Source organism: Enterococcus sp. FR204 (assembly GCF_031143325.1).
Taxonomy (GTDB): domain Bacteria; phylum Bacillota; class Bacilli; order Lactobacillales; family Enterococcaceae; genus Enterococcus_B; species Enterococcus_B faecium.
In genome coordinates, this window is the sequence record NZ_JAKZIW010000034.1 from 1 (window position 1) to 24,767 (window position 24,767).

The window sequence follows — 24,767 nt, forward strand, 5'->3', positions numbered from 1 at the left end:
ATCGAAAATTTTTTTACGAACGGGGCTTTATTTGGTGTGCCTTGATTTTTTCGCTTTTGTTTACGAGCTATTTTTATTACATCTTTTACTTGACTAATCGTAGGAACAAGGGGCTGTGACAAAATTCTTGTCACAGCCCCCTTTTTCCGAATAAACGGTGCTAATATGTGTTAAGTACCTAAATGGGTACCAGTTTTTATTTCAAAGCGAACATGTTTCTATCACTGATTTTTTAAATCTAGCGAAAAACCCTTATCTTACAGGCGTTCGTTCAATTCTTTAGCAAGATCTTCAAAGCCTGGTTTGCCTAGAAGTGCGAACATGTTTTTCTTGTAAGCTTCTACACCTGGTTGGTCGAATGGGTTGATTCCATTCAAGTAACCTGAAATACCTACAGCAATTTCAAAGAAGTACATTGTGTAACCCAATGTGTAAGCATCCATTTCTGGAATTTTGACTAGCAAGTTAGGCACGTCACCGTCTGTATGAGCAAGCAATGTTCCTTCAAATGCTTTTGTATTTACGAAGTCCACTTCTTTTCCTTGCAAGTAGCCTAGACCGTCTAAGTCTTCTGCTTGTTCAGGAATCGTGATTGATTTACGAGGTTTTTCAACTTTCACAACTGTTTCAAAAATGTTGCGGCGTCCTTCTTGGATGAATTGTCCTAAAGAGTGCAAATCAGTTGAGAAGTTTGCGCTTGAAGGATAGATGCCTTTTTGGTCTTTTCCTTCAGATTCGCCATACAATTGCTTCCACCATTCTGAGAAGTATTGCATTCCTGGTTCATAATTGATCAACAACTCAGTTACTTTGCCTTTACGGTAAAGAATGTTGCGCATTGCTGCGTATTGGTAAGCTTCGTTTTCTTCTAGTTTGTCGCTTGAATAAGCTTTGCTTGCATCAGCAGCTCCTTGCATCAATGCGTCAATATCTGCTCCACTAACAGCGATTGGTAACAAACCAACAGCCGTTAATACAGAGAAACGTCCGCCGATGTCATCAGGAATCACGAAAGTTTCCCAACCTTCTGCATCTGCTTCTACTTTAACTGCACCTTTTGCTTTATCTGTTGTAGCGTAGATACGTTTGTTTGCTTCTTCTTGTCCGTATTTCTTAACAAGAAGCTCTTTGAATACACGGAAAGCAATCGCTGGTTCAGTAGTTGTTCCAGATTTTGAAATAACGTTTACTGAAAAGTCGCGATCACCGATTACTTCGATCAAATCAGCGATATATGTTGAACTGATTGAATTTCCGGCAAAGAAGATTTGTGGTGCTTTGCGTGTGTCGCTATCTAATAGATTGAAGAATGTGTGATTCAAGAAGTCGATCGCTGCACGAGCGCCTAAATAAGAACCACCGATACCGATAACAACTAATACTTCAGAATCAGATTGGATTTTTTTAGCTGCTTCTTTGATACGTGCAAATTCTTCTTTGTCATAGTTCGTTGGTAAATCGATCCAGCCGCGGAAGTCGCTTCCTGCACCAGTTCCTTCCCGTAATTCGTTGTGGGCTGCTGTTACTTGGCTTTGCATGTACCCTAACTCATGTTCATTGACAAACGGTGCTACTTTTGAATAGTCAAAATGAATGTGTGCCATTTGTTCTCCTCCTTATAGGTTTACTCTACAGGTAATACTTTACGTTTTTTTTTATTATTTTTCAAGCAAATAAACAAAATGCTGACAATATTTCCAAGAAAGTTTCATTTTTTAAACTAAACCTTCTGCTGTCATTGCTTTGGCAACTTTTTCAAATCCAGCAACATTTGCTCCAAGAAGCAAGTTCTTTTCATCGCCATACTTAGCGGCTGTTTGGCGACACGTATGGTAAATCTTTTCCATGATTTGATCCAGCTGCTCATCCACTTGTTCTCTTTCCCAAGTCAATCGCTGGGCGTTCTGACTCATTTCTAAAGCAGATACTGCCACACCTCCAGCATTAGCAGCTTTTCCTGGACAATACCACACGTCTGCTTCATGAAGAACAGAAACAGCTTTTACTGTACATGGCATATTAGCGCCTTCTGCTACGATTTTGATCCCATTTTCTACTAAGATTTCAGCCAAGCTTTCGTCTATTTCATTTTGAGTAGCACATGGCAAAGCGATATCCGCCTTTTCTTTCAATGTCCAAACAGATTCTCCAGCATGATAAACAGCAGAAGGACGTTGGTTCGCGTATTCCGTCAAACGTTGTCTATTGATTTCTTTGACTTCTTTCAATAGTTTCGCATCTATTCCTTCTGGATCATAGATGTACCCGTTGGAATCTGAACATGTAACCACTTTCCCGCCTAGCTCTTGCACTTTTTCGATTGCATAAATGGCTACATTCCCACTTCCGGAAACAAAAACTATTTTTTGATTAAATGAATCTTTTTCTTCGTTCAATAGATGTTTGACATAATACACTAATCCATATCCAGTCGCTTCTGTACGTATCTTGCTTCCCCAGAAATCTAGAGGTTTACCTGTCAACACACCAGTATCATATTTTTTCAATCGTTTATATTCGCCGAACAAATAGCCGATTTCTCTAGCTCCTACACCGATATCTCCCGCAGGAACATCAATCGATGGCCCGATATGTTTTGACAATTCCAACATGAAACTTTGACAAAAACGCATGATTTCATTATCAGATTTCCCTTTAGGATCGAAATCACTCCCACCTTTTCCTCCACCGATTGGCAGACCAGTTAAACTATTCTTGAAAATCTGTTCAAAAGCCAAAAATTTTAAGATACTTAGGTTGACACTGGGATGGAAGCGTAATCCACCTTTATAAGGGCCGATAGCTGAATTGTATTGGATACGATAGCCTCTATTTACTCGCCAGTTTCCTTTATCATCTTGCCAAGGTACTCGAAATTGAATAATTCTTTCTGGTTCTGTTAAAAGTTCTAAAATATTCTTTTCGATATATCCGGGATGAGTGTCCAAAAAAGACATTACTGTGGGCATAAATTCATCGATTGCTTGTAAAAATTCTTCTTGTCCTTGATCCTTTTGATGTAGCTTTTCTTGAATTGCTTGAACATATTCTGTTGCGTTTGTCATCGTTCCACGCTCCTTTGCTTATCTTCCCTCATTTTAGCTCATTTTCTCTTTTGGCTCAAAACATTTTTTTCTGTTTTCTTTCTTCAAATATGCTACACTTTCCTTGAGGTGAGGGAATGGAAAAACTGTATGATGTGATCGTAGTCGGCGCTGGAACAAGCGGGATGATGGCAGCGATCAGTGCAGCTGAACAAGGCGCACGCGTACTTTTGATTGAAAAAAACAAAAAAGCAGGGAAAAAACTACTGATGACAGGTGGTGGTCGGTGTAACGTCACGAATAATCGTCCTGTTGATGATTTAATCGCACATATTCCTGGAAATGGAAAGTTTTTATATAGTACATTTGCGCAATGGAATAATTTCGATATCATGAACTTCTTTGAATCACAAGGCGTACATTTAAAAGAAGAGGATCATGGACGGATGTTTCCTGTGACAAATAAATCAAAAACGATTATCGAAGCATTACTTAATCGTCTGAAAGAACTAGATGTGACGATCCTATTCTCTACTCGAGTAGAGAAATTGATCCACAAAGAACATAAAATTTACGGTATACGCACGGAATTCGAAGAGTTCCATGCTCCTGCCGTTATCTTAACGACTGGTGGTCGGACTTATCCCTCTACTGGTTCTACTGGAGATGGGTACAAGATCGTGAAGCGAGTAGGTCACACGGTGACGCCTCTTTATGCGACAGAGTCCCCCTTGATATCGGATGAACCGTATATTCAAGAGAAAACACTTCAAGGGCTTTCTTTACAGGACATCACTTTACGTGTTCTAAATAAAAAAGGCCGTGTATTGACTGAACATACGATGGATTTGCTTTTCACCCATTTCGGTATTTCTGGTCCGGCTGCACTGCGTTGTTCAAGTTTTGTCAATAAAGAATTAGAGAAAACGGGAGAACCAGTGACGCTTTCTCTGGATTGTTTCCCTACACAAACCAAACAAGAGCTTATTCATTTATTGACAGAAAAAAGTAAAGCCACCAAAAAGAACTTAGTAAATGCTTGGCACGGTCTATTACCTGAGCGATTGTTGGTTTTCTTTCTTGAGCGGCTTGAAATGGACAGCCTAACAGGACAACAAGCCTCTCAAAAACAAATTCAAGATTTCGTTCAATTATGCAAAGAGTTTAAGCTATCAATCAACAAGACTTTTCCTATTGAGAAATCATTTGTAACTGGCGGAGGGGTTTCTCTAAAGGAAATTCATCCTAAAACGTTGGAGAGTAAAATCATTGATGGTCTGTATTTTGCCGGAGAATTACTGGATGTCAATGGTTATACTGGCGGCTTTAATATCACAGCGGCTTTCGCTACAGGACATGTAGCAGGAATGAATGCTGGGCAAAGAGCATAATGTATAAAAAAGAAAGAAGGAGACTGGGCAAACAACATCCCGGCCTCCTTCTTTCTTTTATACGTATGATTTATTGTTTTATATCTGCAAATTGTCCGCTCGTTAATGCACAGATATCTTGAGGAGCTAATTCCATCTGCAGCCCTCTTCTGCCAGCTGATACAATGATTTGATCATAGTTTTCTGCGATTTGATCTAAATAAGTAGGAAATAGTTTTTTCATTCCTATAGGCGAGCAGCCACCACGTATGTATCCGGTCGTTGCTTCCAAATCTTTCAAATGAAGCATTTCTACTTTTTTATTCCCTGAAACTTTTGCTAATTTTTTTAGATTCAATTCGGCTTCTCCTGGTATCACAGCAACAAGAGGCCCCGTCACATTGCCCACAGCAACCAGTGTTTTAAATATACGAGATTGGCTCTCTGGGAGCTGTTCGGCGACAGAGGACGCACTTAGGTGGTTTTCGTCCCATTCATATTCGTGTTCTGTATAGGGAATCTTTTTTTGTTCGACCATACGGATCGCATTCGTTTTTACTATTTTTTTCTTTGCCAAAAAATATCACCTCAAACTTGTTCTACAACGGTTCATTTAATAATTGGATAATTTGCTTCAATGCTTTGACCGGTAATTGTCCTGGAGCAGAAACAGAATCACTGCTTAAGGAACCAAACGTCATGACGGATCCTGTCGTTCCGCCAGCCAGACGAGAAATTTTCCCCAGATCGCCCATAGACATCGTAATGATAGGCATGGAGACAAAAGCATTTACCCGTCTAGTCAACTCCATCAACCGCAAAACATCTCGTTCATTGTTGGGAGTCACTGCCAACTTTCCAAGATCAGCGCCAAAATGTTCCATGACATTCAGTCGGTAAAGCAAGACAGGGTCAGCTGGTGTTTCTTTAAAATCATGACTACTGATGATCAAAGGGATATCTAAAGATTTGATTTCCTCTATCAGTCCTTTCCCTAAACTTTCAACTTTGAACAACTCGATATCGACCATATCTACTAATCTAGTGTGTATCACATGTTCATAAAGATCGCGATACTGACGGATCGATATGTCTTGTTCTCCGCCTTCAGCTAAGGTACGGAACGTAAATAATAACGGCAATCCATCAAGCATCTCATGGATAAGAACCAATGTTTCTGCAACTTCATCAAAAGAAAAAACCTTACGATAATGATCGACTCGCCATTCTACTAAGTCGGCCCCTGCTTCACGTGCAAGAACTGCTTCACGTAATACTTCCTCTCGGACGGCTCCGATAAGAGGCGCACAAATCTTTGGTCTACCGCTTCCTATATTCAATCCCTTTATCCGAACCACTCTGCATCGCTCCTTCTAATGGTTATTTTTAATTTGATAAACAAACACTTTCAGATAATTGCCTTCTAAAAAGGTATCCGTCGTCTGGAAATCTTTTGGCAGACGATATAAAGCAAGTTGTTCAAAAGAAACATTCTTGGCATGGAATTCCTCTTCGATCATTGTTTGGAATTGTTCGATCGAGACATTCGCAGCATTTGTAGACGCAATAAGTATCCCATCTTCTGCTAAAATATCCAGACTATCCTTGATCAGTTCCCCATAATCTTTTGCTACGCGAAAGACTTTTTTCTTGTTTCTGGCAAAACTTGGTGGATCCAATACAATCATGTCATATAAAAATTGTTTTCTTTTTGCGTATTTGAAGTACTCGAATACGTCCATAACAATGATTTTTTGCTGATCGACATCCAGGCCATTCACTTCAAACTGTTCCTGTGTTTTTTTCAAACTGCGTTTTGCTAGATCGACACTTGTCGTTTCGATTGCCCCTCCCATTGCGGCAGCAACAGAAAAGGCGCCGGTATAACTAAACATATTCAAAACTGTTTTCCCAGAAGCGAAACCTTCTGCTAATGATCCCCGTACTTCTTTTTGGTCTAGAAAGATACCAGTCATTAATCCTTCATTCAAATAAACGGCAAATTTTACTCCGTTTTCTTTTACGACCAAGGGCTCCGGTGCCTCTTTTCCGTAAATGAACTGGCTCTCAGGCAGATTCACTGATTCAAAACGAATTTTCTCATATCCGCCGATGATTTCCGGATAGATTTCACGAAAAGCTTGAATCAATAATTCACGATGTGTATATAACGTCTCGTTATACCAAGAAAAAACAGCATAACCTGCATAATAATCAATAATCAGACCGCCGATTCCGTCTCCTTCTCCATTGAATATACGAAAAGCGGTAGTAGAATCATCTGAAAAAAAGAAAGTTCTTTTTTCTTTTGACTTCACAAAAAGTTCTTCAAAAAATGATTGATCAAATGGGATATCCTGCTGGCTCAATACCCAACCGATCCCTTTATTCTGCTTTCCTAGATATCCTTTTGCGATAAATTGGTTTTGCGGATCAACTAATTCCACCCATTGCGTGGTTTCTTTTTGGGGATGTGCAAGGTCTTCTTTTTGGATCAGTGGATATCCTTTTTTTAATCGACTGCTTGCTCTTTTTTTTACTTGTACTTTCATTCCTTCACCTGCTTTAGCTTTCTCTTCTCAAGTATAACAAAAAACATAGGTCTTGTCTTACTGCTCCTTTTTCATCAAGCTTAAAGAAAAACTTAATGAAACAGCACAAAGTTCTGGTTTCAATTGACACTATATTGTCATACTAGTAAAATAAATGAGAATAAGTGAGCTGTGTAACATGGTTTCATGACACTTCTGTGATTAAGAAGTGCAGAAAGGAAGATTATCTTGAAATATATAAAAACACCTGCCTTTTTGAATAAGAGGCTCGGATTTTTTTCTTTACTAGTCGTTTTACTTTGGTTGAAAACGATTTTTGCCTATTTGGTCGATTTCCATCTCGGAATTGAAAGTGGCATTCAATACTTTATCTTGTTTATCAATCCTATTGCAACTACACTGTTATTACTTGGAATTGCTCTTTATATCAGACGCCCTAGAGTTGCTTATATCACGATGATGGTCATTTATTTTCTTTTGACATTGCTTGTTTTTTCGAATGTCACTTATTATCGAGAATTCACGGACTTCATTACGATCAACACGATTTTAGGTGCTGGGAAAGTAGCAAGTGGTCTGGGAGAAAGTGCCATTCGACTGTTTCGCCCATATGACGTGATCTATTGGATCGATTTCATTATCTTGACTGTTCTACTGATCGCCAAAAAAATCAAGTTGGACCCTCGTCCGATTCGAGCAAGAATGGCTTTTGCGATCTCTACATTAGCCGTTATGATTTTCTCAGGAAATCTTTTTATGGCGGAAGCTGATCGTCCAGAATTATTGACTCGTACATTCTCTCGGGATTATTTGGTCAAATATCTTGGCTTGAATGCTTTCATGGTTTACGACGGCGTTCAAACTTACCAGACAAACCAAGTGCGGGCAGAAGCAAGCCCCAATGATATGAAAGAAGTAGAAAATTATGTAAAAGAACATTACGCAGCACCAAATGATGATTTGTTTGGACTTGCTAAAGGAAAAAATGTGATTTATATCCATTTAGAAAGCTTCCAACAATTCTTGATCGATTATAAATTGACAGATGAGAATGGTGTCCAACATGAAGTTACACCTTTCATCAATAGTCTTTATCACAGCAACAGCACGTTCAGTTTTGACAACTTTTTCCATCAAGTAAAAGCAGGAAAAACAAGTGATGCGGAAACGCTGATGGAAAATTCATTGTTTGGCTTGAATCAAGGCTCCTTGTTCACACAATTAGGCGGAAAAAATACTTTCCAAGCTGCACCTGATATTTTAAGTCAAACAGAAGGCTACACGAGTGCCGTGTTTCATGGGAACGCCGGCACATTCTGGAATCGAAACGAGACCTATAAGAATTTAGGATATGATTATTTCTTCGATTCTTCTTATTATGACGTTAATGATGACAATTCGTTCCAATACGGTTTGCATGATAAACCATTTTTCCAACAATCTGTACAATACTTGGAACGTCTGCAACAACCATTTTATTCAAAATTCATTGCTGTATCTAACCATTATCCTTATTCGAAATTCACCAATGACGAAGCTGGATTCCCGTTAGCCAATACAAACGATGAGACGATTAACGGTTACTTCGCGACAGCCAATTATTTAGACACTGCCGTACAAGAATTCTTCAACTATTTGAAAGAAAGCGGCTTGTATGATAATTCAGTTATCGTTCTTTACGGTGACCATTATGGTGTCTCGAATTCTAGAAATAAAAATCTAGCTGAATTAGTTGGAAATACAAGTTCTACTTGGACAAATTATGACAATGCACAAATGCAGCGTGTCCCTTATATGATCCATATTCCTGGACAAACACAAGGCGGGATCAATCACACTTATGGCGGCCAAGTTGATGCTTTGCCTACACTGCTCCATTTACTAGGTGTAGATACAAAAAATTATATTCAGTTAGGACAAGATCTATTCTCGAAAGATCATGAACAGCTTGTTTCTTTCCGTGATGGCGATTTTGTTACTCCAAAATATACTTACTACGGTGGTACCATCTACAGTAACGAAACTGGTGAAGCCATTACTGAACCTACTGAGGAAGTACAGAATGAAATTGATTCACTCAAAGAAAAAGTTGATAAACAGTTAGCTGTTTCTGATCAAATCAATAACGGTGATCTTCTTCGTTTCTATACGAATAGTGGATTAGACCCAATTGATACCAGTGATTATGACTACAAGAATGGTTTAGAGAAATTAAAAGAAGCTGAAAAATCTCTAGGTGACAAATCAACTAGTGTCTTTAGTCAACACAACGGACAATCAACTGTGGATCTTTATAAAACACAAACGTATCAAGAACTTCACGGAACGACCACAAGTTCTTCCGAATGATAAAACAAATCTGAAAGGAGCTGCGACAAACATCTTGTCGCAGCTCTTTTTTCACAACCTCTTGCTTTTTGCAAGAGGTTTCCTGGTTTTGGTTTTAATTCGTGATTTTACTAAAGGAATTTCATACTTTATTCATATTCATTTTTTATACTTTTTATAGAGGTGAAAAGTATGAAAATGATCCGCTATGCTACTGCTCGATTAATTTATTACAAAAAGCAGACAATACTCTATTGTTTATTTTCAAGCTTTTCTGCTTTTTTATTGATAGCATGCCTGACTCTCTACCATTTGCAATCGGCTTTAGCGAATCAAGTCCAAGATCGGCTTTCATTTATTGGTGCTTCTGCATCTACGGAGCTTCTTCCGGCTTTAGAATTAGCTAGCCGATTTTATCTAAAAGGCATATTCAGTTTATTTTTTCTATTTGCCTTCTTTTTTATCTTTTTCTTTTACTATTCACTCAGGCAAAACCAGCAAGAATTGATGAATTGGCGCCTGATTGGTCTTTCTAAAGCCAAACTGTTCCTTTTTATTTTTTGGCAGCTGTTCTTTCCTCTCTTTCTTTGTTGTATCTTGGTTTTATTGTGGATCGTCAGCTTCCAGTCGGTTTATGAAACACTGCTTCAAAGGATCAATTTTCTTGTCTTAAAGACTGCTGAGCTGCCAGATATCCGTGATATCTTGACTTCAGTAAGCGGACTTACGATTCCGATGGATCAGCAGACTTTCTTTACTATCGATTTTCAAAATGATCTGTTTTTCACAGATATTCTTAGAGGCTTTGCCCAAACACTTGTTGGACTTAGCGGGTGCTGTCTAATTCTCAGCCTATTGCCATTCACTTTTTTTATCCATCACTTGCAAAGCAGGAGGTCTAAACGTAATGAAACCTGAATATTTGATTAACGCTGACCATTTGACCGTTATCTTGTGTCCCCTCGAAAAACAGGATAAGATATTGGAACATTTAAAAAAAGAAGTTCTAGTTGCTAATCTGGAAAATTTCGCCATCGTTCAAAAAGATTGGCCAATGTTTCCTTACCTAAAGCTCAAAGACCATGTGCTGTTAGATTTACCAGAAAAGGGAATCAAACAAGATCGTTTAGCCTATCAAGAAAAACTTGATATCTCTTCTTCGTTACTTAATTGTGCGGCGACTGAGCTTACGCCTTTTGAGAAAGTAAAGCTTCAATTGCTTCATGCGTTGCTTTCCAAACGAAACAATATTGTTATTGAAGATACATTTGATGAACTTAGCATATTGGAGATTCAAGAACTGCTCCACTTGCTTTCTTATTTAGCTCATGAAGAAAATCAAGGTATCTTACTCTTTACGCATGACGCTACTATTGCCCAGAGTCCTTACATTGATCGTTTAGAGCCTGCGGGTTAAATCAGGCATTTTATAATAAAAAAACAAGCGATATAGAAGATCGATTCATGATCTTTTATATCACTTGTTTTTTTACTCTTCTTTGATTTCTACGTCAGGCAAACGAACAGTGAATTTCGTTCCTTTTCCTAGTTCGCTTTCTACTTCTAATTTTCCTTTATGCAGGCGAACAAGCTGCTGCACGATTGGTAAACCTAATCCTGATTCACCATATTTTGTATTTTTTCTTGAAGGATCTACTTTATAATAGCGATCCCATATACTTTTCATTTGTTGTTCAGACATTCCAATTCCCGTATCTTCGATCGTGATGATCGTTTCAAGATAGCCTTTTTCCAGGGTGACCATGATTTGGCCGTTTTCGGTAAATTGTATCGCGTTTTGAATAATATTGACCATGATTTGGACAAAACGGTCATAATCCGCGTAAACATCGATATCATCATCGGCTTTCAGTGTCAACGTATCCCCTGCTGCCTCTGCTTTAGCTTCTAACTGGGCAACAATATTCCTCAATGTTTCTGTACCATTGAATTTTTTAATGACCATACTGATTTGATTCGTACGGATTTTTTCATAATCCAAATTTTCATTTACTAAACGGATCAGACGCTCTGTTTCATTCTTCATCAATTTAATCGCGTTTTCTCGCTGATTCTCAGGGATTGCATTGTATTCCAACCCTTCCAGAAGACCGTTGATTGTCGTAAGAGGTGTTCTCATCTCATGGGAAGCATCTGCCATGAATTGTCTTCGACGATTTTCTTGTTCTTCGATTTCTGCTTGAGATTCTTTCAGTGAATTCGTCATTTTATTGAAATCATCTGCTAACTCATCAAATTCATCTTTATCATGTACGGGAAGCTGTACATCAAAATTGCCATTCGTCACTTCTTTCGTCGCATTCCTTAAACGATTGATCCGCTTGACTTGGAATGCTGCAAAAGCATAACTGGCAATGACCGCCACAATACTGGAAAAAATGAAACCTTTGAACAGGTTCAGTGTAATTGGACGAACACTGTTATCGATATTTCGCGCAGGTTGACTGACTACAAGTGCTCCATAGAATTCATGATTCAAATTGAATGGTACAAGTGCGTAAGAGGTCGCCTGTGCTTGCCCTAAAATGTTTTTATTTGATGTGAATTTCTCTTGACGCCCACTCCTCAGATTTTTCCATTGATCCGTTGTTAAGGTAAAGTTCAGCAATGCTGTATTGGTCGGATAAATGACACGTTCATTTTTGTCGATGAATATAAAATTCACATTTTGTTCTGTCAGTACTTGCTCCGTCAGCAGCAATGCATTTTGAAATGCCTGATCTTGACTAAACTGCGGAAGTGTATCGGCATAGGTTTGCGTTGTCTTTTCAACTGATTCAGCATATCCAAACAGTTGCTGATAATTGTTTTCTTCAATCGTCTGTTTTGTCAGTTGCGTAAAAGAAACTCCGACGATCAATAAGATCAACGCGACCATTCCGCAAAAAGCTAAGAGTTGCTGATACAAATAACGCATTAGGCAACACCAGAATCATCAAATTTGTAGCCGACTCCCCAAACAGTTTGGATAACTTGTGGTCCGACCTTTTCAATTTTTTGACGCAATTTCTTGATATGGGCATCTACTGTCCGTTCATCACCAAAATACTGGTAATCCCAGACTAGTTCAAGCAACTGTTCCCGAGAAAATACTTGTCGTGGTTTTTTTGCTAAAGTAAACAATAGATCGAATTCTTTAGGCGTCAAGCCTTCGATGGGCCGATTGTCCAGATATGCTTCTCGTGTTTTCGTATTCATCTTGAAATGACTGGTCTCAATATCAAAATGATCATCTGAAACCGCTACTTCTTCTCTTGCTTCTGCCAACTCGCTACGGCGATGTAAAGCTTTCATTCGAGCAATAAGCGTCAGCGGACTGAAAGGTTTTGTCACATAATCATCTGCCCCCATCTCTAAGCCAATCACCTGATCACTTTCAGAATCTCTAGCTGTCAGCATGATAATCGGCACTGTGCTTGAAACTTTGCGGATCTCTCTTCCTACTAGCATGCCGTCCATTGTAGGCAAATTCAAGTCCAATGTAATCATGTCCCAATGTTGGGGGTTTTCTAAAAAGGCGTCGAGCCCTTCTTTTCCATCATATTTGAAGGTTGCTTCCCAACCTTCATTTAAGAAAAACATCTGCATCATTTCAGAAACAGATTGATTATCTTCAATCATTAAAATATTCATTATCGTTCCCTCCAGTTTTCAGGTCATATCTCTGTAATTTTTTTTCTGTCATAATAAAAATGGGCATAATTGGAAATACCAATAATAGCATTTCGATCAAAAAATAATTCGTATGTCCAGATATCTTTAAATAATAACCGATCAATGTCATCAGTAAGCCCATAAGGAAAAACCAGTTCCCGCTTGTCTTTTGTGCTAGTCGCCAATGAGCGTCTGTTTTTGCGGCAAGAGGCGAATGGTACCCATAAAAAGGCAGGTTTCCTTTTGAGGGCAGAATCCGAAAAAGACTGCCAATTATTAAGAATAAGATACCAATACTGAAAAAAATCATTCTTTCCCTCCTAAATTCTCTTCTTATAGTATACTCTATATTATTGACTGAACCAATATGTTCAGGAATTCTTCACGAAAGGTTTGTCTTTTGTTCATTCTTTGTTAAGATAAACTTATTCCAATAAAAAAGGAGTTTTATTTGTGTCAAATTATCGTGCAATCACTTTCTTTGATCTTGATGGAACATTACTAGATGCGAAGTCAAAAATCACACCCGAAGTGGCAAAAGCTATGAACGCATTAAAAGAAAACAACGTTCTTCCCGTCATCGCCACAGGACGTACAGAAGCAGAAATCCACTCGATCATGGAAGATGCGGGCATTACTTCTGCAGTCACCATGAACGGTTCTTTCATTCGAGTAAACGGTGAAGAAATCTACTCTCAGACATTTTCTTCAGAAGAATGTCAAAAAATGTATGATCATGTACAGTTGAATGGGCACGAACTTTCTTACTATAACGACCAGAAAATCTGGTGTACCGGTCATAGCCAAACAATGATCGATGCTTATGACTTTATCCATTCAGATGTGCCGGAAATAGATCCTCTAGGCTTTAAAGACAATACAGTAAATATGTTACTTATCTTATCTCAATCGGGTGACGAATACTATCATGAACATTTTCCTGAGCTAACTTTTTATCGGAATGGTCCTTACTCGATTGATACAGTGAAGAAAGGAATCTCAAAAGGCGCAGGTGTCAAACGACTGAAGAAAGAACTTCAATTAGAAGAAGTTCCTACTTTTGGATTTGGCGATGGTCCGAATGATTTTGCCTTGTTGGAAGCTTGCGACAACAAAATCGCTATGGGCAATGCCTATGATGGATTAAAAGAGCTTTCTACTTTCATTACAAAGAAAAATACAGAAGGCGGTATTGTCCACGCATTGAAGCATTTTGATCTGATTTAAGGATATTTTTTCGGAACTGGACCCTTTCTAAAAAAAATCACTTATTTTTTCTTAAGAAAGGGACAGTTTTTATATAAATAATGGGGTATCATCCACTTTTTTATTGAATTTATCCCAAGATGTGCTATACTGATTTTGTATGAAAAATACACGTAACCCTTGTTAGCTAACGGGGACGTTACGGATTCGACAGGCACAGTCGAGCTTGAATTGCGTTTCGTAGGTTACGTCTACGTAAAAACGTTACAGTTAAATATAACTGCTAAAAACGAAAACAACTCTTACGCTTTAGCTGCCTAAAAACAGTTAGCGTAGATCCTCTCGGCATCGCCCATGTGCTCGAGTAAGGGTCCTAACTTTAGTGGGATACGTTTCAACTTTCCGTCTGTAAGTTGAAAAAGAGAATATCAGACTAGCGATACAGAATGCCTGTCACTCGGCAAGCTGTAAAGCGAAACCTCAAATGAGTTGACTATGAACGTAGATTTTTAAGTGGCGATGTGTTTGGACGCGGGTTCGACTCCCGCCGTCTCCATATATGTATGGTTGAGACTAATAGATACTGTAAAAAACGTTGATAAATCAACGTTTTTTTATTTTGGCTTAAAATAAATTTGAATTTTTTGCTTTTTATTTAACAATTAGAATTTCGCGTATATTGTCACACTTAGTTTTTCTTTGTCAACAGTCTTTCCTTCAATAATTTTCTTTATAGATTTATCCGTTTTAACTTTATTAGTTCCTATAAAAAAATACCAATCAAAAATTACCATAAATAATGAGTATCTATTTAGAAAACATTAGAAATAACCAGTAAAATGAACGGCCAATTGTACTTTTACTGGTCATTTATAGAATTTTTTTAAGGAGATAGAATATTATTAATACGTGACACTTCCATTTATGTCAAATGTTTTGGCCCGCTCATTACTTTCAAATCGAAGAAAATACGTACCAGAAGTTAATGAACTTGTGAAAGTACCGTTGCTAGTTCCAGAAAAATTCCTAGAAGAAACTATAGTTGAGCCTATCAGTTTCTGCCGTGCAATAGCAACATTCAACACAGTAGATGCTCCAGCACTCCGTCTAGTTAGATTATGCCTAACAGTATACGAACGTGTAGTTGAAGTAGACCACTGTTGACAGATCTCCATGACCAAATACCAGTCCCACTATATGTCATAGCGGTAGCAGCGTTTACAACTGTTGCAGAAAAAAACTTAGTATTAAAAATGCGAGCGATAGTTTTTTTCATATATTTTTCATAGTATAGCTCCTTTATGTTTTTTTGTTATAATAATAGAAACAAATTTGAAAGGAGAATTCTACTATTAATAGCATAAAAATTAAAATAAAATTGTTATTTTTAAATGTTTCATTACTATGTTTATCGTTTTTGTTTTCCAGATGGTTTTACATGAAATATCTTTATTTTTACTCACTCTCTATTTTTCCTCCTAGTGGAGATGTTGATTTTTGGATTCCATTTATCCAAATAATAATTATTACTTTTTTTCTCTATATTTTTTTACTAAGTTTTTTTACAAAGAAAATTTATAAGGAAGTAATCATTGGATTTTATATTCTTTATTTTTTAGTATTAATTTATCTGCTCTTTTTAAAAAACATTGGAATAAGAGGACTAGAATCCAATCCTTTATCATTTCTTTCTGATTTTATCAATGGGGATGCGATAATCGTGATGCTGAATATAATCATGTTTATACCATTAGGCTGGATACTATCATTAAATAAAAAACATCTAGGCATAGTGGTTTTGGGTATCTGGTTAATTGAAATAGCGCAATATGTTTTTCATTTAGGAATATTTGATGTAGGAGATGTTATTGCAAATGCTGCTGGTTTCGTTGTGGGCACTATAATAATGGAATCTTTATTCAATAAATTTTCATTTGAAATTACGTCTTTTAGTTTAAATAAAAAAATAAGATAAAAATAGAAACATATACTGGAAGCTAGAACAAGTACTTGAGGATATGACAAAAACTTTTTTAATGATTATGTTAGTTATTTAAAAATAATGTCTACAATTAAATTAAGTGAAATTAGAGAAGCTATAATCATTATACTTTATTTGTTATTAAATTTTGGCAAGTAAAAGGACTTTAGAGATACCTTATATATAATCTAAAAGAAGCGAAGGAGAATTTCTGACAGTGAAGCAAACGAAACTAGTTTTTATATACTGAACTAGATTCAGGTTGCATAGAGAACCAATTAAAGAAAATTTACAATTATTGTGCCACTTAAAAAGAAAAGAGACATATAAAAAACAACGCCAACTAAATAAAGTGCCTTCAAAAGCTTGGACTTCTCGCTTTTGAAGGCACTTTATTTAAAATCTTTATGAAACTAAAGTATGTTCATATTTATTGCTGTAATTATATAGATATTCTGTCGTTTCCAACTCATAAACGTGAGTGTATTTTGCCACTACTTTTCCGCATTTTTCTAATATTTCATTGCGATCGACGTCATGATATTCGTCTACGCAGATCACAACACAATTTTCTAATTTACTGATTACTTCTCCAACCACTTTTTGTTTCAAGCCAATAGGTTGGCAAATATATTTTTTCCCTAAAATGATAGTTTCGTTATTCATATTTCATCCATCCTTAATGTTTTTTTCATTATTTAAAATGATAATACCATTAAAATATGATTATGAAAACCAATAACACTTGTGATTTTATAAAAAAATAAAAAAACCGAAAAACAGATATGCCCACTGTCTTTCCGGCTCTTTTTATTTTTGATTTCTCTTCTTTTTTGTTTCAATAGTCAATTTTAATTATTAATAAATGAAAAAGCATTTATATTAAAATTTGCTAATAAAAGATCTACATATTTTTCTAGAAATGCTTGATCGATTTCATCGTACCCTTTCGTTACTCCGCAATCGATATCTAAAACACCGATTAAATGACCTTCTTTTACCATTGGTACAACGATTTCTGATTGTGCGGCTGAATCACAGGAAATATAATTTTCATGTTTTTTGACATCGTCAACGATCAATGTCGCTTGTTTTTCAGCTGACTCTCCACAAACTCCTTTTCCCATCTTGATACGTGTGCAGGAAACTCGCCCTTGGAACGGTCCTAAAATCAATTCATTACCATCAAATAAATAGTATCCTGCAAAGACGGTCTCAGGTAATGTTTCATTCAGCAATGCAGATGAATTTGCTAAATTTGCTAACCAGTTATCTTCTGCTTCTAATAATCCTTGTTGCTGTAATAATAGAATTTCGTATGCATCTTTTTTCTGTTTTTCTGTCCACATGATAAAAACCGCTCCTTTTTAATCTATGGAAAAGATTATAGCTCAGTTTTTTGGTAAACGCTAGGTTTGCTTCTCAAAAAAGCGAGATACGTTAGGTTGTTTACCTTAAACGCATCTCGCTGTTTTTTTTATTCTGCTTGTTGGATTTCTGCTGCTAAATCAGCATAATCAATCGTTTCGTGAACAAAAGTCGGATCATCAACTGGAAAGTGCTGTACAAGGGACGAGATGCGGCTAATCTCAACTTTTCCTTCAGTTACTTCAAAATCCATTACATGTCCGCCAAATGTATGTGTATCATCGATAAAATGCAGATGAAATCCCGCTGCAGCAACTCCTTGGAATAATTCAGGCGTAAAGAACCCGACTAATGTTCCATGAATGTTGCTTTGTTGGAATTCTGGTTGAGACTCTGAAATTTTTGCTAGTCTTCGATAAGGTTTTTCTTGTTTCGGCATGATACGGATATGCATGTTTTTGAATAATCCAGTTATCTTCACTGCTAAAAATAGATTTTCCCCATCTTCTTTTACTAAGATGTCTTTTTTCAATTGTTCTCCATCTGCAGATTCTGAAACAGAAAAACTAGTATCTGGCGTAAAATCTGTAATTGCTGCATAGGGGGTAAGTTCACTTCCATCTAATTGGACAACTGAGCCATCTGATCTTCCTTGATAAGCTACGCCATCTAAAAAGATAACTTCACCATCAAGTCCATGCAATGTTCCCAATCCCAGAGTTCCTTTTTCCAATATATGAGCAATCGTTTCTGTTCCATCCATCAAGCCGGCCATCAAAGCTCCTAATGTCCCGTGCTGGTATAAGATTTTTTCAGTCATGTCGACACTTCCTTAATAGAATTGATCTGGTAAGATTGTTTCTCCCAATTTCTCATTATCACGGTAATCGATTGGAATATCAATAATTACGGGTCCTTCTGTCGCAAATCCTTCTTCTAAAGCTTTTTCTAATTCCTCTACACTTGTAGCTCGGATTCCTTTAGCACCAAAAGCTTCTGCATATTTCACAAAATCAACTGGACCAAAGTCTACACCTGACGCCCGTTGATATTTCATTTTTTCTTGGAACTCTACCATATTGTAGCGTCCATCATTCCAAATCAAATGAACGATATTCAATTTTTTACGTACGGCCGTTTCTAAATCTTGGGCAGAGAATAAAAATCCGCCATCTCCGGAAACTGATACGATTTGTGTATTTGGACGTACCAGTGCAGCAGAAATTGCCCATGGTAATGCTACACCAAGCGTTTGCATACCATTACTGAATAACAGATGTCGGGGTTCATAACTTCTAAAGTGGCGTGCCATCCAAATATAATGACTCCCTACATCTACAGTAACGGTCATATCATCTGTTACTTTTGACTGAAGTGTGTTGATGACTTCTAAAGGATGCAAAATACCTGCTTCTCCTTTTGATTGGACAATATCCCGCTCCGTTAGTTTTGCTTGAAGAGAAGCTAAATATTCTTTCGCATCTTCTGACACTTGTTGAGGCTCTAATGAACCTGTCAATAAATCAAGAGTAGCTGAGATATCGCCAATCAACTCTCTTTCAGGCTGCATAAACGGATCGATTTCAGCTGGTGCTTCATCGATCACAATGATCCGCGCATCTTTTTCTGCGTTCCAGTTTCTTGCTTCGTATTCGATTGGATCATAACCAATTGCGATGACTAGGTCGCTTCGTTTCAAAAGCATATCGCCTGGTTGGTTTCTAAACAATCCCACACGACCAAAGAAATGCGCTTCTAATTCACGTGAGATCACTCCAGCTGCTTGGAATGTCTCTACAACAGGCAATGCTGTCTTTTCAACTAATTGTCGGATAGCTAATGTTTCTTTTTCGCTTGATCCCCGCATACCTACTAATAATACCGGTAGTTTTGCTTCCCTGATGCGTTCGGCTAAGTAACGGATATCATCTGCAGAAGCAGAACCTAATTTAGGATCACTCAATGGCTTGATGATATTACATTCAACTGGCGCATCCACTACGTCTTGAGGAATACTGATAAAACTCGCTCCTTTTTTTGAGCTCTTAGCCATACGATAAGCATTGGCAATCACTTCTGAAATTGTTTCCGGATCTTGGATTTCTGCACTGTATTTTGTGATTGGCTGGAACAGCGCTGCATTATCCATGCTTTGATGGGTCAACTTCAATAGATCGCTTCGTTTTACTTGCCCGGCGATTGCTAAAACTGGGTCTCCTTCTGCTGTCGCTGTTACCAAACCTGTAGCTAAGTTACTAGCACCTGGACCACTTGTTGCGATAACAACCCCTGGTTCTCCTGTGATACGTCCGATTGCTTGTGCCATAAATGCAGCATTTTGTTCGTGACGAGTTACGATTAATTCAGGACCTTGATCCTCTAATTCATTAAATACACCATCGATTTTTGCGCCTGGTATACCGAATACATAATCAACGTGATGGTTAATCAAACTTTCTACTACAGATTTCGAACCTTGTTTCATTTTTTCAGCCATTGAACATCGTCCTTTTTATGCTTTATTTTTAATTATTAGTTAGAAATAATCACAAACAAGTGATACAGTTTCTAAACCTGTTTCATTCAGAAGTATAGCACGTTTTATTTCATTTGTTTAGTCATATGTTTCAAAAAATGAAAAAGAATGACAGATTTTACATAAAAAACTGTCATTCTTGGTTGAAAGTTTCAATTTATAAATTCTACAGATCCATCGTTTTCATCAATTTACGATTGTTGAAGTAAATCAAACCAAATACGATAGAAGGACCTAGTAGAATACACCATTGGGGCTTTACGAAAAAGAAGAGAAACAAACTTGTCAATAGTAAAAAATCTAGTAAACTCACATACCATTTTTTCAACGTATAGTAGAACGCTATTCGTAGAACTTGATTTGGTTTCGACGCTGGATTTCTCACCTGAAAATACCAGCAGTTGATGCTAAAGGAAACTGATAAACAAGCAAGTAAAACAAACAACGGAATCAACCATTTTCCATAATAAAAACGTATAAAAAAGAAACAATCAAAAATCGCTATCACACTAACTATCCAAGCAAATAGCCAATAAAAAAATCCCTTTAGCCAAAATCGGCGAAACGTCTTTATGAACAAACGTACTGATGAAAAACTTTTTTCTTTTGCTAATTCTTCTGTCATGCATATCATCACGATGCAACCCGGACCAATAAAAAGCAAAGAAAAAATAAGGGAAAAGACATTCCTTCCATCTATTGACAAAAGGAACGCAGCTGCTATATACAAGAAATTGACACACCAAAAACAAAGGCTACTTGCCAATGATTCATACAACCAATAAAAGAATTCCATATAAACATTTTTGTCAAAACGCTGCTCTTTCATAATCGCCTCCTATTCCTTCATTCCTGATGAAGCGATCCCTTCTACAAAATATTTTTGCATCGCTAAAAATATAAAAGCAACAGGAAGAACAGAAACAACTGAGGCAGCCATGATTAATGCGTACTCTGCATCAAATAGCCCAATAAACATTTTCAACCCTAACTGGATTGTTTTATTTTCCGTAGAAGACAAATAAATGAATGGCCCCATATAATCGTTCCATGTATTAACGAATGTGATGATCGTCAAACTGGCAATCGCCGGTTTTGTAAGGGGTAAAATGATCTTTCGATAGATTCCCCATTCTGATAAGCCATCGATCCGCGCGCTCTCACATAAAAAATCTGGGATACTACTGTAATATTGCTTCAACAAGAACACACCAAAAGCATTGAACGCTTGTAATAGCACCAATGACCACAACGTATCTGTCAAACCCACTTTTCTCATCATGATGAACTGAGGGATCATATAAGACTGCCAAGGGACAGCAATTGTGCCGATATATGCTAAAAATAAAATATCGCGCCCTTTAAAATTCAGTTTAGAAAACCCATAAGCAGCAAAACTAGAAGTAAACAACTGAATCAATGTGATCACAACGCTTAAAAAAGCTGTATTCTTAAAAAACGTTACTAAAGGAATACGAGACCAAATAACCAGATAGTTCTCTAAATGCCAAGTTTTAGGGATCCATTGAATCGGAATCGTGAACACTTCATTATTTGCTTTGAATGAAGCAGAAACCATCCATAAAAAAGGAATGATCGTCAATAAAGCTAATACAATCAGCAGAATCATACCCAACCATTGAATAAAGGGCATGTTTTTTGAACGAATTTTTGCTTTTTTTCTTTCATTTCGAACACTCTCTTCCATATCACACCTCCTAAGTACGACGCTTATTCCAAGAAAATTGAACAACCGTAACGCCCAAAACAATTACGAACAAAACAAGTGAAATAGCTGAAGCATAACCAAAATCAAATTTTTTGAATGCTTCATTGTAGATTTGGTAAACCAGCACATTTGTCGCTCGACCAGGGCCGCCATCCGTCATCACTTGCACAAGGTCAAACACCTTGAAACAATTGATGACAAGCATGATCGTTACAAAGAAGGTTGTTGGTCTCAACGAAGGTAATGTCACATTCAAAAATTGTTTCCAACGGTTTGCTCCATCTAGCGAAGATGCTTCATATAGTTCTTTTTGGATACTTTGTAGTCCTGCAAGGTATAGAATCATGTAATAACCCATCCCTCGCCAAATACTGACAATTACAATTGCCCAAAGCGCCCAATTTGAACTTGAAGTCCAACCTGGAGGATGTTCAATAAATCGTCTTAAAAAGATATTAATAGGTCCCACTGTTGGATGAAACAACATATTCCAAACAACAGCAATTGCTACTAAGGAAGTAACATACGGAAAGAAAAATATCGTACGAAAAAGCTTCATCCCTCTAATTTTCTGATTTAGTAGTAAAGCTAGCCCTAACAAACAAACAAGTGTGCCAGGCACTACAGCAGCGGTATATAAAAAAGTATTTTTCAAAGAAATCCAAAATGTCTCATCGTTGGCCATTTTACGAAAGTTATCTAGTCCAGCAAATTCTGGCGTTGAAAAAGAATCCCATTTCATAAATGCTAGTACAAGCGAAAACAGGATTGGTATTAATGTAAAAACGAAAAAACCAATGAAATTCGGGGCGATAAACGAATAAGCGATCCACGTTCGTTTTCTACGCAAATGATTTGTAGCTTTCTTATTTATACTATTCTCCATTTCGATGACGAAACCAAGAGTGTTTGATCTCTTGGCTTCTCTCCTTTCATGATTATTCTTTTTCCGCAGCTACACGTTTCTCCATATTTACCGTTCCTTTTTCCGGCGTTTCATCTCCAACCAAAACTAAGTCATGTTCTTCTTGTAAAATCTTATCGATTGCAGGCCCATACGTATCAATCGGAAATTCAAGTTTGATTTCATCAGGAGAAAAAGCTTTTTTAGAAATTTCATCCGTTGGCATTCCAGCGAGATTAAAATAAAGCTGATCAATCTCATCCGTACGATATGAAGGAACTACTCCTACTCCTGCTAATACTTTTGCTCCTTCTTCACTGGCTGCAAATTCAATAAATTCTTGCGCCGCTTTTTGTTTCTTTGAGTTTTTATTGACAGCAAATGCTGTTGGTGAGCCAAACGTCGTGACCGATTCTCCTTTTTTCTTCTGAGGAATAGCTGTAATTCCCCATTCTACTTCTGTCTTACTTGCTTCTTTGTTTGCGAGTATGCCAGCCATATACCAAGTTCCCATGTACATCATTGCTGCTTTTTGTTCTTCAAATTGAGACTGATAGGTTACTTTCGTTGATTTAGCCGTGCCAAAATCCATCTGCGCGCCTTCTTTCTGCATCCTCAATGCTCGATCATAATAATCAGTCATATATTGATAATCTGGTTCAACAAGATTCGCCTCGTTTTGAGCAGCTGCAATAGCTTGGATTGTCGAACGCCAGATATGTTGATATGCTCCGTAAACTTGTCCGTCATTTTTACTAAGTTTTTTTGCTAAATCTTCATATTCGTCCCAAGTTAGATTTTTTGGATATTCGATTCCTGCATCATCAAACATTTTCTTATTGTAATATAGTACCCAAAAGTCCGCTCGATATGGCAATGCATATGTTTTTCCATCGATATCATACATTTCATATGTTTCTTCAGCAGCATCAGTGTCTAATTCTCTAATTCGTTCTGTTTGATCGACTAACTGATCTCGTAAAGCATAATTTGAATACGACAAAAGATTTTTCATCGTCAATACATCTGTCGTGTCTCCAGAAGAAAGCATCGTGGTGAGTTTCGTATCATAATCATCTGAAGCAATATCTACTGCTTTCACTTTGATTCCCGTTTTCTTTTCGAATGCTTCAAAGAGCGCTTTGAATTCAGGTGTTGTTTCATAATTCCATGTCGAAACGGTAATTTCATTTGCTGATTCTTCACTACTGTCTTCTTGATTACCACAAGCACCAAATACGAGTGACATTCCTAAAACTATTGATCCAATCATCATTTTTTTCCATCGCTTCATTATATGAATCCTCCTCTTCTCTTATACATCACCAGTAACAGTACCATGTTTTAGCTAGACGAGTGATCCCTTCTACATAAAAGTAATCGCCCCAGATCACACATTCATCTACACCTTTTAAGCTGTTTTTATCATAAACGGCATGGAGAGGCAGCCCGTTTGATCCATCTACTTGTTTCGTTGTATAGTTTTTTTGTAATTCTCCCAAGATTTTGACTGCCATCTCTTCGTAATCGAAATGACGATGATCTGAAACAGGCAGTTGTTTGGAAAGTTCTAACAATCCGCATGCAGCTATTGCTGCCGCAGAGCTATCTTTTTCCTCTTGACTACCTTCTTTGAATATTAGATCCCAATAACAAATCAAATCTTCAGGAAGCTCTTGTAGAAAATAATCAGCAAGTTGCGTGGCGGTCTCTAAAAAAGAACCGTCTCCCGTATACAAGTAACTTAATGTGAATCCATAGATCCCCCACGCTTGCCCGCGCGCCCAACAGGATTCATCTGAATAACCTTGTTGCGTACGACCATATTTAGGCACTCCAGTAACATCATCAAAGTAATACGTATGGTAAGTAGTAGCATTGTCTCTCACAATATACTTTTGAGTTTGTTTCGCATGGTTGTAGGCAGCTGTTTTATAACTCTCATCTCCGGTAGCCTCAGTAGCAAAGTAAAGTAATGGCAGATTCATCAAACAGTCAATGATCATACGTCCACGCTGCTTTGGATCATCTAAGTCTCCCCAAGCTTGGATAATTTGAGATTTGGGAGAATACC

General features: G+C 37.4%; 23 protein-coding genes and 1 other RNA gene. 7 read left to right on the forward strand and 17 right to left on the reverse strand.

All coding sequences use genetic code 11. The features are described from left to right. Positions 1 to 257 precede the first annotated feature (257 nt). Positions 258 to 1,604, reverse strand: a complete 1,347-nt coding sequence (locus RG571_RS08560) for a glucose-6-phosphate isomerase (RefSeq protein WP_002290415.1) — start codon at positions 1,602 to 1,604, stop codon at positions 258 to 260. A 111-nt stretch (positions 1,605 to 1,715) separates the two neighbouring features. Beyond that, entirely contained in the window at positions 1,716 to 3,065 is a 1,350-nt protein-coding gene (gene gdhA, locus RG571_RS08565; RefSeq protein WP_002338862.1) for an NADP-specific glutamate dehydrogenase, read from the reverse strand. Between the two features lie 116 nt (positions 3,066 to 3,181). On the opposite strand from gdhA, the gene RG571_RS08570 reads away from it, so the two are divergent. Continuing rightward, positions 3,182 to 4,435, forward strand: a complete 1,254-nt coding sequence (locus tag RG571_RS08570; RefSeq protein WP_002335831.1) for an NAD(P)/FAD-dependent oxidoreductase — start codon at positions 3,182 to 3,184, stop codon at positions 4,433 to 4,435. A 70-nt stretch (positions 4,436 to 4,505) separates the two neighbouring features. Here RG571_RS08570 and ybaK read toward each other — a convergent pair whose 3' ends face one another. Genes ybaK through RG571_RS08585 form a run of 3 tightly spaced genes read right to left on the reverse strand, consistent with a single transcriptional unit; the run spans position 4,506 to position 6,966 of the window. After that, positions 4,506 to 4,991, reverse strand: coding sequence for a Cys-tRNA(Pro) deacylase (gene ybaK, locus RG571_RS08575; protein WP_002290411.1), 486 nt, complete (start codon positions 4,989 to 4,991; stop codon positions 4,506 to 4,508). Between the two features lie 22 nt (positions 4,992 to 5,013). Continuing rightward, positions 5,014 to 5,772 carry a type I 3-dehydroquinate dehydratase gene (gene aroD / locus RG571_RS08580; protein WP_308947622.1) on the reverse strand — a complete coding sequence of 253 codons (759 nt, stop codon included), beginning with the start codon at positions 5,770 to 5,772 and terminating at the stop codon, positions 5,014 to 5,016. A 15-nt stretch (positions 5,773 to 5,787) separates the two neighbouring features. After that, positions 5,788 to 6,966: a class I SAM-dependent rRNA methyltransferase gene (locus RG571_RS08585; protein WP_002335832.1), complete on the reverse strand. Its 1,179-nt coding sequence runs from the start codon at positions 6,964 to 6,966 to the stop codon at positions 5,788 to 5,790. 228 nt (positions 6,967 to 7,194) lie between these two features. On the opposite strand from RG571_RS08585, the gene RG571_RS08590 reads away from it, so the two are divergent. From RG571_RS08590 to RG571_RS08600, 3 genes are all read left to right on the forward strand, one after another. Further along, on the forward strand, positions 7,195 to 9,315 hold the full coding sequence (locus tag RG571_RS08590) for an LTA synthase family protein (RefSeq protein ID WP_258430404.1): 2,121 nt from the start codon (positions 7,195 to 7,197) through the stop codon (positions 9,313 to 9,315). Positions 9,316 to 9,486: 171 nt separating this feature from the next. After that, complete coding sequence (locus tag RG571_RS08595) at positions 9,487 to 10,212, forward strand: hypothetical protein (protein ID WP_308947623.1); 726 nt, start codon at positions 9,487 to 9,489, stop codon at positions 10,210 to 10,212. Then, the gene (locus tag RG571_RS08600) at positions 10,202 to 10,711 is read left to right on the forward strand and encodes a hypothetical protein (RefSeq protein ID WP_002308814.1); all 510 of its coding nucleotides are present in this window, start codon (positions 10,202 to 10,204) and stop codon (positions 10,709 to 10,711) included. The genes RG571_RS08595 and RG571_RS08600 overlap by 11 nt, the downstream gene beginning before the upstream one ends. A gap of 72 nt (positions 10,712 to 10,783) precedes the next feature. Here RG571_RS08600 and RG571_RS08605 read toward each other — a convergent pair whose 3' ends face one another. Genes RG571_RS08605 through RG571_RS08615 form a run of 3 tightly spaced genes read right to left on the reverse strand, consistent with a single transcriptional unit; the run spans position 10,784 to position 13,279 of the window. Beyond that, entirely contained in the window at positions 10,784 to 12,232 is a 1,449-nt protein-coding gene (locus tag RG571_RS08605) for a HAMP domain-containing sensor histidine kinase (protein WP_002290405.1), read from the reverse strand. Then, positions 12,232 to 12,948, reverse strand: coding sequence for a response regulator transcription factor (locus RG571_RS08610; RefSeq protein WP_002338866.1), 717 nt, complete (start codon positions 12,946 to 12,948; stop codon positions 12,232 to 12,234). Before RG571_RS08610 ends, RG571_RS08605 begins: the two co-directional genes overlap by 1 nt. Further along, positions 12,929 to 13,279 carry an SdpI family protein gene (locus RG571_RS08615; protein ID WP_002338867.1) on the reverse strand — a complete coding sequence of 117 codons (351 nt, stop codon included), beginning with the start codon at positions 13,277 to 13,279 and terminating at the stop codon, positions 12,929 to 12,931. Before RG571_RS08615 ends, RG571_RS08610 begins: the two co-directional genes overlap by 20 nt. A 143-nt stretch (positions 13,280 to 13,422) precedes the next feature. Here RG571_RS08615 and RG571_RS08620 point away from each other — a divergent pair, with 143 nt between their 5' ends. From RG571_RS08620 to RG571_RS08630, 3 genes are all read left to right on the forward strand, one after another. Further along, positions 13,423 to 14,196, forward strand: coding sequence for a Cof-type HAD-IIB family hydrolase (locus RG571_RS08620; protein ID WP_002290402.1), 774 nt, complete (start codon positions 13,423 to 13,425; stop codon positions 14,194 to 14,196). Positions 14,197 to 14,367: 171 nt separating this feature from the next. Continuing rightward, positions 14,368 to 14,734, forward strand: a transfer-messenger RNA (tmRNA) gene (gene ssrA, locus RG571_RS08625). 879 nt (positions 14,735 to 15,613) lie between these two features. Then, entirely contained in the window at positions 15,614 to 16,150 is a 537-nt protein-coding gene (locus RG571_RS08630) for a VanZ family protein (protein ID WP_002338913.1), read from the forward strand. Between the two features lie 411 nt (positions 16,151 to 16,561). Here RG571_RS08630 and RG571_RS08635 read toward each other — a convergent pair whose 3' ends face one another. The 9 genes from RG571_RS08635 to RG571_RS08675 all read right to left on the reverse strand — a co-directional run. Beyond that, a complete protein-coding gene (locus RG571_RS08635) occupies positions 16,562 to 16,822 on the reverse strand; it encodes a hypothetical protein (RefSeq protein ID WP_002289617.1) in 261 nt (86 codons plus the stop codon). Positions 16,823 to 17,007: 185 nt separating this feature from the next. After that, entirely contained in the window at positions 17,008 to 17,505 is a 498-nt protein-coding gene (locus RG571_RS08640) for a GAF domain-containing protein (protein ID WP_002293167.1), read from the reverse strand. Between the two features lie 128 nt (positions 17,506 to 17,633). After that, complete coding sequence (budA, locus tag RG571_RS08645; RefSeq protein WP_002293166.1) at positions 17,634 to 18,344, reverse strand: acetolactate decarboxylase; 711 nt, start codon at positions 18,342 to 18,344, stop codon at positions 17,634 to 17,636. 12 nt (positions 18,345 to 18,356) lie between these two features. Next, on the reverse strand, positions 18,357 to 20,021 hold the full coding sequence (gene alsS / locus RG571_RS08650; RefSeq protein ID WP_002338917.1) for an acetolactate synthase AlsS: 1,665 nt from the start codon (positions 20,019 to 20,021) through the stop codon (positions 18,357 to 18,359). A 205-nt stretch (positions 20,022 to 20,226) separates the two neighbouring features. Further along, positions 20,227 to 20,889, reverse strand: a complete 663-nt coding sequence (locus RG571_RS08655; RefSeq protein ID WP_308947624.1) for a DUF624 domain-containing protein — start codon at positions 20,887 to 20,889, stop codon at positions 20,227 to 20,229. 9 nt (positions 20,890 to 20,898) lie between these two features. Beyond that, positions 20,899 to 21,714, reverse strand: coding sequence for a carbohydrate ABC transporter permease (locus tag RG571_RS08660; protein WP_025478828.1), 816 nt, complete (start codon positions 21,712 to 21,714; stop codon positions 20,899 to 20,901). Positions 21,715 to 21,778: 64 nt separating this feature from the next. Next, the gene (locus tag RG571_RS08665) at positions 21,779 to 22,675 is read right to left on the reverse strand and encodes a carbohydrate ABC transporter permease (RefSeq protein WP_002346402.1); all 897 of its coding nucleotides are present in this window, start codon (positions 22,673 to 22,675) and stop codon (positions 21,779 to 21,781) included. A gap of 52 nt (positions 22,676 to 22,727) precedes the next feature. After that, positions 22,728 to 23,987: an ABC transporter substrate-binding protein gene (locus tag RG571_RS08670; RefSeq protein WP_002338921.1), complete on the reverse strand. Its 1,260-nt coding sequence runs from the start codon at positions 23,985 to 23,987 to the stop codon at positions 22,728 to 22,730. A gap of 28 nt (positions 23,988 to 24,015) precedes the next feature. Beyond that, positions 24,016 to 24,767, reverse strand: a 752-nt coding sequence (locus RG571_RS08675) for a glycoside hydrolase family 88 protein (protein WP_308947625.1), incomplete at its 5' end; no start/stop codon positions are given.